The 17,273-nt window shown below is 36.8% G+C and carries 11 protein-coding genes, 2 tRNA genes and 2 rRNA genes; 11 read left to right on the top strand and 4 right to left on the bottom strand.

Annotated elements, in window-relative coordinates:
- Nucleotides 1-38: 38 nt before the first annotated feature.
- The 4 genes from gldG to ACKTSU_RS08070 are packed head-to-tail and all read right to left on the bottom strand — an operon-like array spanning nucleotide 39 to nucleotide 3,607.
- Complete coding sequence (gldG, locus tag ACKTSU_RS08085) at nucleotides 39-1,679, bottom strand: gliding motility-associated ABC transporter substrate-binding protein GldG (protein ID WP_408035862.1); 1,641 nt, start codon at nucleotides 1,677-1,679, stop codon at nucleotides 39-41.
- Nucleotides 1,672-2,391: a gliding motility-associated ABC transporter permease subunit GldF gene (gene gldF / locus ACKTSU_RS08080; protein WP_408035861.1), complete on the bottom strand. Its 720-nt coding sequence runs from the start codon at nucleotides 2,389-2,391 to the stop codon at nucleotides 1,672-1,674. Before gldF ends, gldG begins: the two co-directional genes overlap by 8 nt.
- A 54-nt stretch (nucleotides 2,392-2,445) precedes the next feature.
- Nucleotides 2,446-2,742: a putative quinol monooxygenase gene (locus ACKTSU_RS08075; RefSeq protein WP_408035860.1), complete on the bottom strand. Its 297-nt coding sequence runs from the start codon at nucleotides 2,740-2,742 to the stop codon at nucleotides 2,446-2,448.
- A gap of 4 nt (nucleotides 2,743-2,746) precedes the next feature.
- Nucleotides 2,747-3,607 carry an SAM hydrolase/SAM-dependent halogenase family protein gene (locus ACKTSU_RS08070; RefSeq protein ID WP_408035859.1) on the bottom strand — a complete coding sequence of 287 codons (861 nt, stop codon included), beginning with the start codon at nucleotides 3,605-3,607 and terminating at the stop codon, nucleotides 2,747-2,749.
- A gap of 119 nt (nucleotides 3,608-3,726) precedes the next feature.
- Here ACKTSU_RS08070 and ACKTSU_RS08065 point away from each other — a divergent pair, with 119 nt between their 5' ends.
- The 11 genes from ACKTSU_RS08065 (at nucleotide 3,727) to ACKTSU_RS08015 (ending at nucleotide 17,208) form a co-directional block, all read left to right on the top strand.
- Nucleotides 3,727-4,680 carry a PhoH family protein gene (locus ACKTSU_RS08065; protein ID WP_274634972.1) on the top strand — a complete coding sequence of 318 codons (954 nt, stop codon included), beginning with the start codon at nucleotides 3,727-3,729 and terminating at the stop codon, nucleotides 4,678-4,680.
- 48 nt (nucleotides 4,681-4,728) lie between these two features.
- Nucleotides 4,729-5,259, top strand: a complete 531-nt coding sequence (locus tag ACKTSU_RS08060; RefSeq protein WP_408035858.1) for a hypothetical protein — start codon at nucleotides 4,729-4,731, stop codon at nucleotides 5,257-5,259.
- Nucleotides 5,260-5,365: 106 nt separating this feature from the next.
- Nucleotides 5,366-6,316: a phosphoribosylaminoimidazolesuccinocarboxamide synthase gene (locus ACKTSU_RS08055; protein ID WP_408035857.1), complete on the top strand. Its 951-nt coding sequence runs from the start codon at nucleotides 5,366-5,368 to the stop codon at nucleotides 6,314-6,316.
- A 102-nt stretch (nucleotides 6,317-6,418) separates the two neighbouring features.
- Complete coding sequence (locus tag ACKTSU_RS08050; RefSeq protein ID WP_408035856.1) at nucleotides 6,419-6,880, top strand: (2Fe-2S)-binding protein; 462 nt, start codon at nucleotides 6,419-6,421, stop codon at nucleotides 6,878-6,880.
- A 12-nt stretch (nucleotides 6,881-6,892) separates the two neighbouring features.
- Nucleotides 6,893-9,109, top strand: coding sequence for a xanthine dehydrogenase family protein molybdopterin-binding subunit (locus ACKTSU_RS08045; protein ID WP_408035855.1), 2,217 nt, complete (start codon nucleotides 6,893-6,895; stop codon nucleotides 9,107-9,109).
- 131 nt (nucleotides 9,110-9,240) lie between these two features.
- Nucleotides 9,241-10,494: an aminotransferase class I/II-fold pyridoxal phosphate-dependent enzyme gene (locus tag ACKTSU_RS08040; protein ID WP_408035854.1), complete on the top strand. Its 1,254-nt coding sequence runs from the start codon at nucleotides 9,241-9,243 to the stop codon at nucleotides 10,492-10,494.
- A gap of 106 nt (nucleotides 10,495-10,600) precedes the next feature.
- Nucleotides 10,601-11,338 (top strand): DUF4294 domain-containing protein, encoded by a 738-nt coding sequence (locus ACKTSU_RS08035; RefSeq protein WP_408035853.1) that lies wholly within the window; start codon nucleotides 10,601-10,603, stop codon nucleotides 11,336-11,338.
- An 867-nt stretch (nucleotides 11,339-12,205) separates the two neighbouring features.
- Nucleotides 12,206-13,723: ribosomal RNA gene (locus tag ACKTSU_RS08030) — 16S ribosomal RNA — on the top strand.
- 128 nt (nucleotides 13,724-13,851) lie between these two features.
- Nucleotides 13,852-13,925, top strand: a tRNA-Ile gene (locus ACKTSU_RS08025).
- A 115-nt stretch (nucleotides 13,926-14,040) separates the two neighbouring features.
- Nucleotides 14,041-14,117 (top strand) — tRNA-Ala (locus ACKTSU_RS08020).
- 218 nt (nucleotides 14,118-14,335) lie between these two features.
- Nucleotides 14,336-17,208: ribosomal RNA gene (locus tag ACKTSU_RS08015) — 23S ribosomal RNA — on the top strand.
- Together the 16S and 23S rRNA genes with 2 tRNA genes alongside form the textbook arrangement of a ribosomal RNA operon.
- Nucleotides 17,209-17,273 lie beyond the last annotated feature (65 nt).

The following is a 17,273-nucleotide window of genomic DNA, read 5'->3' as shown; positions in this document are numbered from 1 at the left end:
CAATAGCCAATAGCCAATAGCCAATAGCCAATAGCCAATTACTGATACTTCTTTTTTCTCCAATAAGTAAACCCAAAACCAAACAGCGCTAATAATACTAACGGAATACCAATATTGATAAACTGCCAGTAACTTTTTTCTGCAAATGCACGTTGTTTATCTAACAAGTTAATTTGAATAGTTTTATTACGTAGTTGAATCAATCCAGAGTCGTCTAATAAATAATCAATCGCATTGATTAAAAACTCTTTGTTTCCAAATTGTTCTCCTGTCCATTTATCTAAAGATAAATCGTGTGGTTTTCCTTTTAAAACCTGATTTCTACCTACATCACCATCAGCAATTACAATCATTTTATTGTTTGTACTCTCAGCTTTAAAATCAGGAGTGTCAAAAGGCTTTATTCTGTTTTTATAAGCAGAAGGAATATTACCCTCTACAAGAACAGCTAATAATTGCGGACCTGATGCAAATTCATTCTCTTTAGGTTCTTTGGCAATACTTTGTAATTCAATAAAGTTGGGAGTTCCTGTTTTTTTAGTAAGTACAGAAGTTACTAATAAAGGAGTTTTTTTCAAGCTACCTTTTAACGTATCTATTTGAGTGGTAAAACGAAAACGAACAGGCGCAACATTTTTAGTAATTGGGTGGTTCGGATTACCATTAACTAGTGGATGATAAAACCAATTTAAGTGTTGAAACTGTGTTTGATTCCCTACATTTCCTGTAGCTAACGGAATTTTAGCTGAATATAAATCTTGAATGAGTTTATTGTTTACACGAACTTGATATCCAAATAATAAGTCCGTTAAATTCAAATCACGAGGAAATGCTAACATTTTTCCTTCATTATACAAACTATCAGTATCCGCATAGTTATTATCTAGCATCCATAAACTTTTACCACCGTTTGCTATAAACTGATCAACGGTAAGCTTTTCCTCTTCTGTAAAACGCTCAGTAGGTTTAGCAATAATTGCTAAATCGTATGCTCTTAAGTCTTTTAAAGTTTTTTGCGGATTGTTAGCAACACTATCTAATGTAAATTTTGCTAAACGGTATTTTTTGCCAATTTCACTTAATAAACTATATTGATAAATATCTTGTAATTCACCATTACCAGCTAATACAGCTATTTTCTGTCTTTCTTTTAAGGTAACATTATGTAGCGCATTAGCAAAAGAATACTCTAGTTTTTCAACAGCATTTTGTAGCTGTGCCTCTTGCGTCTTAGCAATAGAGTTAGGAAGTAAAGAAATTAACTCTACTTTTTTACCATAAGTAATTTCTGCCCAAGGAAAAATAATAGCTTCGGATAGTTTTCCGTCCTCTTCAACAGTTAACTGACTAGGCATCATTCCTTTTTTTACCAATTGCTCGCGAATATTATCAGGATTGATAAAACGGAAACGAATATTGGTGTTTTTAGCTTGTAACTCTTCTAAAAACTGACGAGTTTCAATTTGCAAACGCTTAAATTCCGCAGGAAATTCCCCTTCTAAATATACATGTATAGTTAACGGAGCGTCAATTTTATAAATAAGATTCTCACTTACTTCAGATAATGTGTAACGTTTGTCTTGTGTTAAATCGAAACGTTCGTATACTGAGTTGGCTATATAGTTAACAACTAATAGTCCAATTAAAGCCAATGCGATGTGTTGAAATTTCTTATTCATTTTTTAACTGTTGTTTAGTGATGAATAAAAAGAAAACTGTAACACTGATAAAATAGATGATATCACGTGTATCTACCACACCACGACTAATACTTTTAAAGTGTTCGCTAATACCAAACTGTTGCAAAGCGTATCCTGAATTTCCTAAAGAAGAACTTACAGCGTCAAATCCGTAGAACAAGGCAAAAGTGATAAATACACTTAAAATAAACGCTACAATTTGATTTTTAGACAGCGTAGAAGTAAATAGCCCTACAGCGGTATAAGTTGATGCTAAAAACAATAAACCTAAATAGGATCCAATAGTACTACCCACATCTAAATTTCCAACAGGACTTCCTAATTGGTATACGGTATAGGCATACGTTAGTGTTGGTAACAATGCAATAACAACTAATAAAAGTGAAGCAAAAAACTTACCTAATACAATTTGCCAATCGGTAAGTGGTTTGGTTTTTAAAATTTCGATAGTTCCACTATTAAATTCATCTGCGAAACTTTTCATAGTGATCGCAGGAATAAGGAATAAAAACAACCATGGAGCTAAATAAAAAAAGCTGTTTAAATCGGCAAAACCAGCATTTAAAATATTGAAGTTGTCTTTAAAAACCCATAAAAATAAGCCATTGACGAGTAAAAATACTCCAATTACCAAATAGGCAATAGGTGAGGCAAAAAATGAGTTAAATTCTTTCTTTAGTAATGGAAACATACTTAATGTTAAATGTTTAGTTGTTTTATAAGGCTATCGTCTAATGTCTAACGACTATGGTAGCGAAGCTACTTTATCAACACTCCAAGCAAGTGGTTTGTCATTAAATAATACTTTGGTTTGTGCCCAAACGCCTTTAAATAAATCAGAATTTCTATAATTTTCTAAATCTTGTTCAGCATCCCAATAGCTGTAAGTGAAAAAAATGTTTGGATTAGTCTTGTCTCTGTACAGTTCTAATAAACGACAACCAGGTGAATTTCGTATAAATTCTTTTTTAGTATTGAAGTTGTTTAAAAATTCTTCAATCTTTTCTGGTTGAAAGCTCATCTTTACTATTCGTACAAACATATAGTTAATTTATAGGTGTGAATTCTGGTGTAATAGGATTTTCAAATTCAACAGTAATAGTGTCTCTATATTCTAAACCAAGTAGAGTAGAAGCACCACCAACAGTTTCTAAATTACTTCGATAAATAGCAATTTCTAAAAATCCTGCAGAGTTAAAAATAGCCAATTTTTCTCCATCATGCTGATCATTGTTTTCAATCGAATAATCCACAATTTCATTATATCGACTAAAAATTTTGGTAAACGTATAACGTCTGGCAGTAACTTTAAAATCACGCCCTTTACCAATAGCGTTAAATTGTTTTTGACTAATATTAGTAATTACATTTCCGTAGTTGTCAATATAAATAACACCACCAGCAATAATAGTTTGTTGGTCGTTTACTTTTGGTTGAATTTCAATAATCTGTTTATAAGAATCAATCTCTCTACCAATAACACTTAAACTACCGCCACGAGCAATATGACTAGCCACTTGTACAAACACATCTAACACAGGAAAACTACTTTCTACACGATCATGAATATTGATCTCAAAAATTTTAGTAGGCTTAATTTCAGAAGCAATCATAGAAATTAATCCGTTATCAGGACAAATAAAATAATGATTGTCCAGCTCTAAAGCAATGTGTTTATTTTGAATACTTAATTCAGAATCAACTCCAATTACATGAATGGTTTTATCAGGAAAACTTTTGTAAGCATTTTTTAAAATATATGCCGTTTCTGTAATGTTAAAAGGAGAGATATGATGTGTTATATCTACAATCTTAGCATCAGGTAATTCTGAGTATATAGCCCCTTTTACAGCCCCTACAAAGTGGTCTTTAGTTCCAAAATCAGTAGTTAATGTAATAAGAGACATTAAGTTAGGTGTTTGTTAATTAGTTTGTGAAAAATTATGCTGAATTTTTAAACAAAACTACACATTTCGACAAAAATAATCATTATTTTTAGAGTGAATAATCTTAAAACTTTTGTCATTTGAACGAACGCATAATTGAATTAACAGAAATCAATCCAAATGATTTCTTTGGAGCTCAAAATAGCACAATTACTCAGTTAAAAACCTTCTTTCCTAAAGTAAAAATTGTAGCAAGAGGAAACAAATTAAAGATTTTTGGTGAAGCAGAATTATTAGATGAGTTTGAAAAGCGATTAGAAATGCTTATCAAATACTTCAATAGATATAATAAACTTGATGAAAATAGTATTGAACGTATTTTAACATCAACTGGTAAAGAGGAAGAAATTCGTAGATCAGGAAATTCAAAAGATGTTTTAGTACATGGTGTTAGCGGAAAGTTAATTAAAGCGCAAACAGCCAATCAGCACAAAATGGTGGAGTTGATGCAAAAAAATGATATGTTATTTGCGGTAGGTCCTGCAGGAACAGGAAAAACATATACTGCGGTAGCATTAGCGGTAAAAGCATTAAAAGAAAAAGAAGTTAGACGTATTATTTTAACAAGACCCGCAGTAGAATCGGGTGAAAACTTAGGGTTTCTTCCAGGAGACTTAAAAGAAAAGTTAGATCCGTATATGCAACCATTATACGATGCGTTACGAGATATGATTCCGCATGAAAAATTACAAGCCTATCTTGAAAACGGAACGATTCAAATTGCTCCGTTGGCGTTTATGCGTGGTCGTACACTAGATAATGCTTTCGTAATTTTAGATGAAGCACAAAATACAACGCATTCGCAAATGAAAATGTTTTTAACTCGTATGGGAATGCATGCTAAGTTTATCATTACAGGCGATCCAGGTCAGATTGATTTACCACGCAGACAAGTATCAGGGCTAAAAGAATCGTTGTTAGCTCTAAAAGATATTGATGGAATTGCGCAGGTGTATTTAGATGATAAAGATGTAATCCGTCACCGATTAGTTAAAAAGATTATTACAGCCTATAAAAGTATAGAAACAGAGTAGTTTTCATAACAAAGTATACATTATATTTGTGAACTTATTTTAAAAGTTATGAAGAATACAGTTGTATTTCTACTGTTTAGTTTTTTATCATTATCCTTTTTTTCTTGTTCAGATAGTGAAACCATTGAAGTGATTTCAGAAGGTTATATAGAAGCTAAAGTTGAAGGTAGTTTTTTTAGAAAAGATTTTAAATTTATAAATTCTAAAGAGTTCTCACTAGCAGGTATTGATTATAATCAGTATTTTGATGTTAATATTAATCTAAAGGTTAATGATTTAAATGATAAAATAGTTATAACTATTGAAAATGTTACAGATGTAGGTGTTTTTGAAATTAACGGTTTAACATCAACATATATTAGTTTTTATGATGGGAGTAATAAAAAGAATTATCATACTAATTACAATTTTGGTACAGGTATTTCTGTTGGAAAAATTACTGTTACAAAACTTGATAAGAAAAATAAAATAATTGAAGGAACTTTTGAAGGTAGATTGTTAGAAGGACAAGAGCTAATAGAAGAGAAAATTATTTCAGAAGGAAAGTTCTCTGGGACTTATTTTAATTTGGAAATTTAAAACTTCAATAGGATTTAATTTGAGAGATGTGTTTTTAAAGCATCTCTTTTTTATTTACATAAGTTTTTAACTTACATTTGCGCCACAACAACACAACAAAATAGTAATGAATACAATAAACGAAACTAACTTTCAGTTTCCAGGGCAAAAGACAGTTTACAAAGGAAAAGTAAGAGAAGTTTATAATATCAATGACGAGTTATTGGTAATGATTGCTTCAGACCGTCTTTCTGCATTTGATGTGGTTTTACCTCGTCAGATTCCTTTTAAAGGACAAATCCTAAATCAAATTGCAACTAAAATGATGAATGATACTTCGGATATCGTTCCAAATTGGTTGTTAGCAAACCCAGACGAAAACGTTGCAGTAGGTGATTTATGTGAGCCATTTAAAGTAGAAATGGTAATTCGTGGTTATTTATCAGGACATGCTGCTCGTGAATATGCTGCAGGAAAAAGAATACTTTGTGGTGTAACAATGCCAGAAGGAATGAAAGAGAATGATAAGTTTCCAATTCCAATTATTACGCCTTCGACAAAAGCAGATAATGGAGAGCATGATGAAGATATTTCTCGTGAAGATATTTTAGCAAAAGGAATTGTTTCGGAAGAAGATTATTTAGTATTGGAAGATTACACTCGTAAACTTTTTGAAAGAGGAACTGAATTAGCTGCTAAAAGAGGTTTAATTTTAGTGGATACTAAATATGAGTTCGGAAAAACGAAAGACGGTAAAATTGTATTGATTGATGAAATTCATACTCCAGATTCTTCTCGTTATTTTTATGCAGATGGATATGCTGAGCGTCAAGAAAAAGGAGAGAAGCAAAAGCAATTATCAAAAGAGTTTGTACGTCAATGGTTAATTGAAAATGGTTTCCAAGGAAAAGAAGGACAGCAAATTCCTGAAATGTCTGATGCTAAAATCAATGAAATTTCTAACAGATATATTGAGTTGTACGAGCAAATTACAGGAGAAACCTTTATAAAAGCAAATACAGAAAATGTATTGGAAAGAATAGAAAAAAATGTAACTACATTTTTACAAAATAGATAAAGAAGAGAGGCGAAAGCCTCTTTTTTGTTTAAAACAATTTCATTAACTAAGTGGCATTTATTTTTTTCGTAACTTTTACGAATTCTAAAAACTACCTTTAAAATGCCAAATTATACATTAAAAATTAACGGAAAATCTGTATCCTTTACTGCAGATGCAGATACACCATTGTTATGGGTTTTACGTGATGAACTCGATATGGTAGGAACTAAATTCGGTTGTGGAATAGCACAATGCGGTGCCTGTACAGTTCATGTAGACGGAACAGCAATGAGAAGTTGTCAATTACAAGTTTCAATGTTGGATGGAGAGGAAATAACAACTATTGAAGGGTTATCAACCGAAGGAGATCATCCATTACAAGAAGCTTGGAAAGAAGTAGACGTTCCACAATGTGGTTATTGTCAAGCAGGACAAATAATGACAGCAGCTTCCTTTTTAAAAGAAAACCCAAATCCTTCCAGTGAAGAAATTAGAGAAGCAATGCAAGGAAATATTTGTCGTTGCGCAGCTTATAATAGAATAGAAAAAGCAGTTGCTTTAGCTGCCGAAAAAATGTCTTAAAATTTTTCAATTATGAGTACACAAGAAAACAAAGTAACGTTTAGTAGAAGAAATTTTTTAAGAGCCTCTGCGCTAGCAAGTGGAGGAATTATGATCGGATTTAATTTATTCACAGCATGTAAGCCTAATGTAAAACCATCTGTTGACGTTGAGAATTTAAATTTCAATGATTTTAATGCGTTTATTAAAATTTCTGATGAAGGTTATGTAACTATTTACTCTCCCAATCCAGAAATAGGGCAAGGGGTAAAAACTTCAATGCCGATGATTATTGCTGAAGAATTAGATGTAGAATGGGATAAAGTACATGTGGCACAAGCACCGTTAGATACTAAAAATTATACTCGTCAATTGGCAGGAGGAAGTCAGTCTATTCGTCATGGATGGACGGCTTTGAGACAAACAGGAGCTACAACAAAGCAAATGTTGATTAATGCAGCAGCTGTAAAATGGGGTGTTGATGCAGCTACTTGTTCGGCATCAAAAGGTGTAATTACCAATGCGAATGGAGATAAGTTAGGGTATGGAGAAGTAGTAAAAGAAGCAGCAGCCATAGAAATTCCAGAAAATGTAACATTAAAAAATCCTTCAGAATTTACCATTATAGGTAAAAACGCTACAAACGTAGACTTAGAAAAAATAGTAACAGGTAAACCATTATTTGGATTAGATTACAAAGAAGAAGGAATGGTATATGCTGCGGTTGTAAGACCACCTTCTTTTGGAGAAGAATTAGAATCGTTCGATGTGTCTGAAGCTAAAAAAGTTTCTGGAGTTATCGATGTTGTTACTATTGGAGAAAAAGCAAGAAACTTTATTGAATCTGGTAAAAATAACTGGACTTTCAAATTGTCAAAATCAGACAAGGTAGTTGTGCTTGCAGAAAATACTTGGGCAGCAATCAAAGGAGCAAAAGCGATTAAAGCTAATTGGAAACCAGGATCTCAACTTGAAGATACAAAACTTCATGATGAAAAACTTCTAAGTTTACTAGATGGAAATAAATTTGATATAAGAAGAGAAGATGGAGATGTAAATAAGGCATTTTCAGAAGCTGATAAAGTTATAGAACGTACATATCATTCGCCTTTCTTACCACATAATTGTATGGAGCCTATGAATTTCTTTGCGAATATAACTCCTGATAAAATCCATTTGGTAGGGCCTGTGCAAACTCCAGAGTACGCAGCTCAAGTGGCATCAGAAATGTTAGGTAGAGATTTAGAACAAGTCCATGTAGAAATGACTCGAATGGGAGGTGGTTTTGGAAGAAGATTGTATGGAGATTTTGTATATGAAGCACTCGAAATATCTGATAAAATTAAGAAGCCAGTAAAGATGGTTTCGACAAGAGAAGAAGATATAACAAGTGGTATTTACCGACCAGCAATTAAATATAGAATTGCAGCATCAATAAAAGACGGAAAAATAACAGCATATCATTTAAAAGAAGCAGCAATTAATGATAATATGTATGATTTAATTCCACATTTTTTCCCTGCAGGATGTATTCCAAATTATAAAGTTTCAACAGCTAGTTATAGGAGTAATATTACTACAGGCGCTTGGAGAGCACCATATACCAATTTCCTAGGATATGCTGAACAATCATTTTTTGATGAATTAGCAACTGAGTTAAATCAAGATCCAGTTCAGTTACGTTTAGATTTATTAGAGAATGTGAAAGATACTGAAGATAAAAGAATAGAGTATTCAGGGAAGAGAATGCAAGATGCGATTCGATTAGCTGCGGAAAAAGGCGGTTGGGGAAAAGCCAAAGAAGGAGTTTTTCAAGGTTTCTCTGCATATTATAGTCATAATTCACATGTAGCAGAGGTAGCAGAAGTAGAGGTAAAAGATGGAATCCCTGTGGTAACAAAAGTAGTAGCAGCGGTAGATTGTGGTATTGTTGTAAATCCTACTGGTGCGATTAATCAAGTAGCTGGTGGAGTTATCGATGGTATAGGGCATGCAATGTATGGAAATTTAACTTTTGAAGACGGGAAGCCTTCTAGTAGAAACTTTGATAGTTATAGGTTAATAAGAATGAATGAAACTCCAAAAGTAGAAGTTCATTTTGTTCAAAACGAGTTGTCTCCAACAGGTTTAGGAGAACCAGGTTTACCGCCAGCAGGTGGTGCTGTAGCGAATGCAATTCATAAAGCTTTAGGAAAGAGACTATATAAACAGCCATTTGTAGAAGAGCTAAAATCAAACGTTTTAGGTTAAAAAATAAAAAAGAAGTAAAAGGTGCCTAATTAGGCACCTTTCTTCATTATATATTAATTATGCTACAGACAATTTTTGAAACTCTGTTAAAAAAGCACTATTTTCGCAACCTATAAAAATCAAAAATAATAATGGTTAAAGATTTATTTGAAAGAATTAAGGGGGATAAAGGACCTTTAGGAAAATGGGCAGATAAAGCAGAAGGATATTATGTATTTCCTAAATTAGAAGGACCGATTTCTAACCGTATGTCTTTCAATGGAAAAAAAGTAATTACTTGGAGTATCAATGATTATTTAGGATTAGCAAATCATCCAGAAGTATTAAAAGCTGACGGAGAATCTGCAGCAACAGATGGTTTAGCATACCCAATGGGGGCTCGTATGATGTCAGGTCATACAAAATACCATGAGCAATTAGAAAAAGAATGTGCAGAATTCGTTGGTAAGGAAGCTGCTTATTTAGTAAACTTCGGATACCAAGGTATGGTGTCAGCGATTGATGCTTTAGTTTCTAAAGACGATATTATTGTATATGACGTAGACACGCATGCTTGTATTATTGACGGTGTTCGTTTGCATGCAGGTAAACGTTTTGTTTACCGTCATAACGATATTGAAAGTTGTGAGAAAAACTTACAACGTGCTACTAAAATGGCAGAAAAAACTGGTGGAGGAATTTTATTAGTTTCTGAAGGAGTTTTTGGTATGCGTGGTGAGCAAGGACGATTAAAAGAAATCGTAGCTTTAAAAGAAAAATACAATTTCCGTTTATTAGTAGATGATGCTCATGGATTCGGAACTTTAGGAGAAGGAGGAAGAGGAACAGGATTCGAGCAAGGAGTTCAAGACGGAATCGATGTGTACTTCGCTACTTTCGCTAAATCTATGGCAGGTATTGGGGCATTTTTTGCTGGAGATAAAGATGTAGTACAGTACTTACAGTATAATATGAGATCTCAAATGTTTGCGAAATCATTACCAATGCCAATGGTAAAAGGAGCATTAAAACGTTTAGATTTAATCCGTACGCAACCAGAATTGAAAGATAAGTTGTGGGAAGTTACTAATGCTTTACAGTCAGGTTTACGTGATGCAGGTTTTGATTTAGGAACGACACAAACATGTATCACTCCTGTATATTTAAAAGGAGATATTCCAGAAGCTATGGCAATGGTGAATGATTTAAGAGAAAATCATGGAGTTTTCTGTTCAATTGTTGTGTATCCAGTAATTCCAAAGGGATTAATTATTTTAAGATTAATTCCTACAGCACGTCACACAATGGATGATGTTAAAGAAACAATCGAAGCATTTACAGCTATCCGTGAAAAATTAGAAAACGGAACGTATAAAAAAGTAGCTGAATCAATAATGGCTGAATAATCCAAAATTGAAAAATAGAATAAAAAACTCATGAAATATTTCATGAGTTTTTTTGTTTTAAAACAGAAATGATACATTTGGAATCCTTTTTGTACATAAAAATTACATGAAAAAACTCCTTTACCTATATATAATATTATTTGCAGTAGCAATACAGGCACAAATAAAAGATTCGCTGCCAAATTTTAACGATGAGTACATTCTTATTAAAGAAGGAGACAGTTTAATGATAAGGTTAAATGAAGTAACCGTCTTACCAAAACATAAGTTTAAGGAGAAAAACGATATCTTATACTATTATTGGTTGCGAAAAAAAGTATTCAAGGCATATCCTTACGCAATTTTAGCAGCAAAAAGAGTAGATAGTGTTAATGCGCGTTTAGAAAGAATAGATTCTAAAAGAAAAAAACGTGAATATGTAAAACGTGTTCAAAAATACCTAGAAGAAGAATTAACTGCGCCATTAAAAAAACTAACAAGAACAGAAGGAAGAATTTTATTGAAGTTAATTCATCGTCAAACAGGAAAAACAGCTTTTGATAATGTGAAAGAAATACGAAGTGGATGGAAGGCTTTTTGGTATAATACCACAGCAAACATGTTTAAGTTGTCATTGAAATCCGAATATCAACCAGAAACCGAAAATGAAGATTATCTAGTAGAGGATATTCTTCAGCGAGCTTATATAGATGAAAAGTTAGAGTATCAATACCCAAAACTACAAAAAGACTATATGGTTATAGTGTCAAAGAGTAGGGGGTACGTAGATGTTTCTGAGTATAAAGAGATGTTTGCAAAAATGCGCAAGAAACGAGATAAGAAAACCGTTAAAAAAGTACAGTAGTAGTTTTATTCTTTGGGCGTTCCATTTTGCTAGTAGTTTTCACTAGATGTTCAAACACTATCAAACTGTCGGGCTTTCCGCTATATCTTTTGTTTTAGGTTGCTGAGCGAAGTCGAAGCAAAACAAAAGGATGTCGCTTCCAATCCCTAACGCGAGAGGTATAGATTAGTCATTAAAGGAATACAGTATAATATTTATAGCTAAAGTCAATTCTCAAAAGTTAAAAGCCAACAGCCAATAGCTTACCGCTTACAACTAGGTGTTCAAAAAACTTTTGCACGTAAAGTATTAATTTTTAAAGTATTAAAAAAAGGTTTAGAAAAAAGGCAAAAAAAGTGCTTGTTATAAGAAAAAAGGTATCTATATTTGCACCCGCAAACGGAAAAGCGGTAAGCTAAGAAGTTAGTAAGAGTTCATTAAAATAGGGTGTAAGATAAGTAAAGAAAAGGTTAAAAAATATTGTAGTTTTTTCTTGTTTTATTTAAAGTAAACGTAGTATCTTTGCAGTCCGATTTTAACGGGGATAGTTCATTAAAATAGTGTAGCGAAACAAACGAAAAAAAACTTCAAAAAAGTTTTTGTCAGAATAAAAAGAGTTTGTATGTTTGCGCCCGCTTTAAGAGAGCGGTTACGATCACAGAAATTTTGGAAAACGATTGAGTTACTAGTTCGAGTCTAGTGTTTCTACAAGAAGGTTGAGTTAAAGAGATGAGTTTAAGACTTGTTATTGGCGACTTGCCAAGTTCATTGAAAATATTGAAATTGACAGCGTAATTAAAAGAGTAGAATTACCACGGCGATCTAATTTAGGTTAGATTACCGAAAAAATTCTTTTGGAACTTAACATTTAAAATAATTAAAGATTTTACAATGAAGAGTTTGATCCTGGCTCAGGATGAACGCTAGCGGCAGGCTTAACACATGCAAGTCGAGGGGTAACAGGGTGCTTGCACCGCTGACGACCGGCGAACGGGTGCGTAACGCGTATAGAATCTGCCTTGTACAGGAGGATAGCCTTTAGAAATGAAGATTAATACTCCATAGTGTAGAGAAGTGGCATCACTTTTTTATTAAAGATTTATCGGTACAAGATGACTATGCGTCCTATTAGCTAGATGGTAAGGTAACGGCTTACCATGGCAACGATAGGTAGGGGGTCTGAGAGGATTATCCCCCACACTGGTACTGAGACACGGACCAGACTCCTACGGGAGGCAGCAGTGAGGAATATTGGTCAATGGAGGCAACTCTGAACCAGCCATGCCGCGTGCAGGAAGACTGCCCTATGGGTTGTAAACTGCTTTTATACAGGAAGAAACAGTCGTACGTGTACGACCTTGACGGTACTGTAAGAATAAGCACCGGCTAACTCCGTGCCAGCAGCCGCGGTAATACGGAGGGTGCAAGCGTTATCCGGAATCATTGGGTTTAAAGGGTCCGCAGGCGGTCAATTAAGTCAGAGGTGAAATCCCATAGCTTAACTATGGAACTGCCTTTGATACTGGTTGACTTGAGTTATACGGAAGTAGATAGAATAAGTAGTGTAGCGGTGAAATGCATAGATATTACTTAGAATACCGATTGCGAAGGCAGTCTACTACGTATATACTGACGCTCATGGACGAAAGCGTGGGGAGCGAACAGGATTAGATACCCTGGTAGTCCACGCCGTAAACGATGGACACTAGTTGTTGGGGTTTACCTCAGTGACTAAGCGAAAGTGATAAGTGTCCCACCTGGGGAGTACGATCGCAAGATTGAAACTCAAAGGAATTGACGGGGGCCCGCACAAGCGGTGGAGCATGTGGTTTAATTCGATGATACGCGAGGAACCTTACCAGGGCTTAAATGTAGAGTGACAGGGCTAGAGATAGCTTTTTCTTCGGACACTTTACAAGGTGCTGCATGGTTGTCGTCAGCTCGTGCCGTGAGGTGTCAGGTTAAGTCCTATAACGAGCGCAACCCCTATCGTTAGTTGCTAGCAGGTAAAGCTGAGGACTCTAGCGAGACTGCCGGTGCAAACCGTGAGGAAGGTGGGGATGACGTCAAATCATCACGGCCCTTACGTCCTGGGCTACACACGTGCTACAATGGTATGGACAATGAGCAGCCACTTTGCGAAAAGGAGCGAATCTATAAACCATATCACAGTTCGGATCGGAGTCTGCAACTCGACTCCGTGAAGCTGGAATCGCTAGTAATCGGATATCAGCCATGATCCGGTGAATACGTTCCCGGGCCTTGTACACACCGCCCGTCAAGCCATGGAAGCTGGGGGTGCCTGAAGTCGGTTACCGCAAGGAGCTGCCTAGGGTAAAACTGGTAACTAGGGCTAAGTCGTAACAAGGTAGCCGTACCGGAAGGTGCGGCTGGAACACCTCCTTTCTAGAGAAAGATGGTGAGTTACATAAGAGGTTAATTTTACTCTTTGCTGTTAATTTTAAAAAATAGACTAAGATCTTAAAAAAGAGAATTTTAGATGTTTGATATAAAATATCTAAGCTGTCTAAGACAGTCTCGTAGCTCAGCTGGTTAGAGCGCTACACTGATAATGTAGAGGTCGGCAGTTCGAGTCTGCCCGAGACTACAATTTTAAAGAGATTAGTTGAAAGGAAATTTTAGAAGTTGGGTATCCCAAGTTGACGTATAGGTCATCAATTAACTGATAACTGTTAACTGATAGCTGACTACTGAAAAGAAAAGGGGGATTAGCTCAGCTGGCTAGAGCGCTTGCCTTGCACGCAAGAGGTCATCGGTTCGACTCCGATATTCTCCACCAGGTAGCACCTGGAGGCAATAATAAATATTGTTTCAGAGTGTTGCACGAATTGTACTGATAAATACTTATCAGTGGCGATTCGCCACGTTCATTGACATATTGGTAAAATGATATCGTAAAGAATCAAGATAGAGAGTTAGAGAAATCTAACAAAATATTTTTATAAGAACAAGAATTATAAAGAGCTCGTTGTAGTATTTATACTACAGCAAAAAGTACAATAAGCTAAATAAGGGCGTATGGAGGATGCCTAGGCTTTCAGAGGCGATGAAGGACGCGATAAGCTGCGATAAGCTACGGGGAGAAGCACATATTTTATGATCCGTAGATTTCCGAATGGGGCAACCCGTCATGTTGAAGACATGTCACACCTTCGGGTGAGCAAACCTGGTGAACTGAAACATCTAAGTAACCAGAGGAAGAGAAAACAAAAGTGATTCCGTTAGTAGTGGCGAGCGAACGCGGATTAGCCCAAACCAATGTTGTTACGGCAATATTGGGGTTGTAGGGCTGCGACATTAGAATCTTAGAGAACTAGAATCGTTTGGAAAGACGAACCGCAGAGAGTGATAGTCTCGTATAGGTAATCGAAGAGGATATAGCAGTACCCTGAGTAGTGCGGGACACGTGTAATCCTGTATGAATCCACCGGGACCATCCGGTAAGGCTAAATACTCCTGAAAGACCGATAGTGAACTAGTACCGTGAGGGAAAGGTGAAAAGAACCCTAAGTAAGGGAGTGAAAGAGAACCTGAAACCGTACGCCTACAAGCGGTCGAAGCACATTTACTGTGTGACGGCGTGCCTTTTGCATAATGAGCCTACGAGTTACTGTTACTAGCAAGGTTAAGATTTTAAGGATCGGAGCCGAAGCGAAAGCGAGTCTGAATAGGGCGAATATAGTTAGTAGTAGTAGACGCGAAACCGAGTGATCTACCCATGGGCAGGTTGAAGCTGTGGTAACACACAGTGGAGGACCGAACCAGTTGACGTTGAAAAGTCTTTGGATGACCTGTGGGTAGGGGTGAAAGGCCAATCAAACTCGGAAATAGCTCGTACTCCCCGAAATGCATTTAGGTGCAGCGTTGATTAAAAGTTTTATAGAGGTAGAGCTACTGATTGGATGCGGGGGCTTCACCGCCTACCAATTCCTGACAAACTCCGAATGCTATAAAATGTTTTTCAGCAGTGAGGGCATGGGTGCTAAGGTCCATGTCCGAGAGGGAAAGAACCCAGACCATCAGCTAAGGTCCCCAAATATATGTTAAGTTGAAAAAACGAGGTTTGACTGCCCAGACAGCTAGGATGTTGGCTTGGAAGCAGCCATTCATTTAAAGAGTGCGTAACAGCTCACTAGTCGAGCGGTCGAGCATGGATAATAATCGGGCATAAACATATTACCGAAGCTATGGACTTATTAAAGTGGTAGGGGAGCATTCTATATGTGCTGAAGGTGTGCTGTGAGGCATGCTGGAACGTATAGAAAAGAAAATGTAGGCATAAGTAACGATAAAGGGGGCGAGAAACCCCCTCACCGAAAGACTAAGGTTTCCTCAGCGATGCTAATCAGCTGAGGGTTAGTCGGGACCTAAGGCGAATCCGAAGGGAGTAGTCGATGGACAACAGGTTAATATTCCTGTACTTCTTATAACTGCGATGGGGTGACGGAGTAGTGAAAGCACCGCGAACTGACGGAATAGTTCGTTGAAACATTTAGGTATTAGACTGGTAGGCAAATCCGCCGGTTTAGCTGAAGTGTGATAGTACCACAAGTCTTCGGATGCGTGGATAGTGTGCCTAAAATCTTCCAAGAAAAACCTCTAAGCTTCAGGTTATAAGAACCCGTACCGTAAACCGACACAGGTAGTTGGGATGAGAATTCTAAGGTGCTCGAGAGATTCATGGCTAAGGAACTAGGCAAAATAGACTCGTAACTTCGGGAGAAGAGTCGCCCTACTCCGGTAGGGCCGCAGTGAAAAGATCCAGGCGACTGTTTATCAAAAACACAGGGCTTTGCTAAATTGAAAGATGATGTATAAGGCCTGACACCTGCCCGGTGCTGGAAGGTTAAGTGGAGTTGTTAGCTTCGGCGAAGCAATCAAATGAAGCCCCAGTAAACGGCGGCCGTAACTATAACGGTCCTAAGGTAGCGAAATTCCTTGTCGGGTAAGTTCCGACCTGCACGAATGGTGCAACGATCTGGATACTGTCTCAGCCATGAGCTCGGTGAAATTGTAGTATCGGTGAAGATGCCGATTACCCGCAGCGGGACGAAAAGACCCCGTGAACCTTTACTATAGCTTCGTATTGACTTTGGATAAGTAATGTGTAGGATAGGTGGGAGACTTTGAAGCAGCGTCGCTAGGCGTTGTGGAGTCATCCTTGAAATACCACCCTTTGCTTATCTAGAGCCTAACTCAGTAATGAGAACAGTGCGTGGTGGGTAGTTTGACTGGGGTGGTCGCCTCCAAAAGAGTAACGGAGGCTTCTAAAGGTTCCCTCAGCACGCTTGGTAACCGTGCGTAGAGTGCAATGGCATAAGGGAGCTTGACTGAGAGACATACAGGTCGATCAGGTACGAAAGTAGAGCATAGTGATCCGGTGGTTCCGCATGGAAGGGCCATCGCTCAAAGGATAAAAGGTACTCCGGGGATAACAGGCTGATCTCCCCCAAGAGCTCACATCGACGGGGGGGTTTGGCACCTCGATGTCGGCTCGTCACATCCTGGGGCTGGAGAAGGTCCCAAGGGTTGGGCTGTTCGCCCATTAAAGTGGCACGCGAGCTGGGTTCAGAACGTCGTGAGACAGTTCGGTCTCTATCTGCTGTGGGCGTTAGAAATTTGAGTGGATCTGACTTTAGTACGAGAGGACCGAGTTGGACTGACCTCTAGTGTATCTGTTGTCTCGCCAGGGGCACTGCAGAGTAGCTACGTCGGGAAGGGATAAGCGCTGAAAGCATATAAGCGCGAAACCCACCACAAGATGAGATTTCTTTAAAGGGTCGTGGAAGATCACCACGTTGATAGGCTATAAGTGTAAGTGCAGTAATGTATGTAGCTGAGTAGTACTAATAACCCATAGGCTTATGTACGTATCCCGGTCTTCGGACCGGGAGCAAACTCTTTGATAGATTTATGATATGATTTTACTAATATG

Source organism: Tenacibaculum aestuarii, from assembly GCF_964510395.1.
Classification (GTDB): Bacteria; Bacteroidota; Bacteroidia; order Flavobacteriales; family Flavobacteriaceae; genus Polaribacter; species Polaribacter aestuarii.
This window is presented reverse-complemented; position numbering and strand designations above follow the sequence as displayed.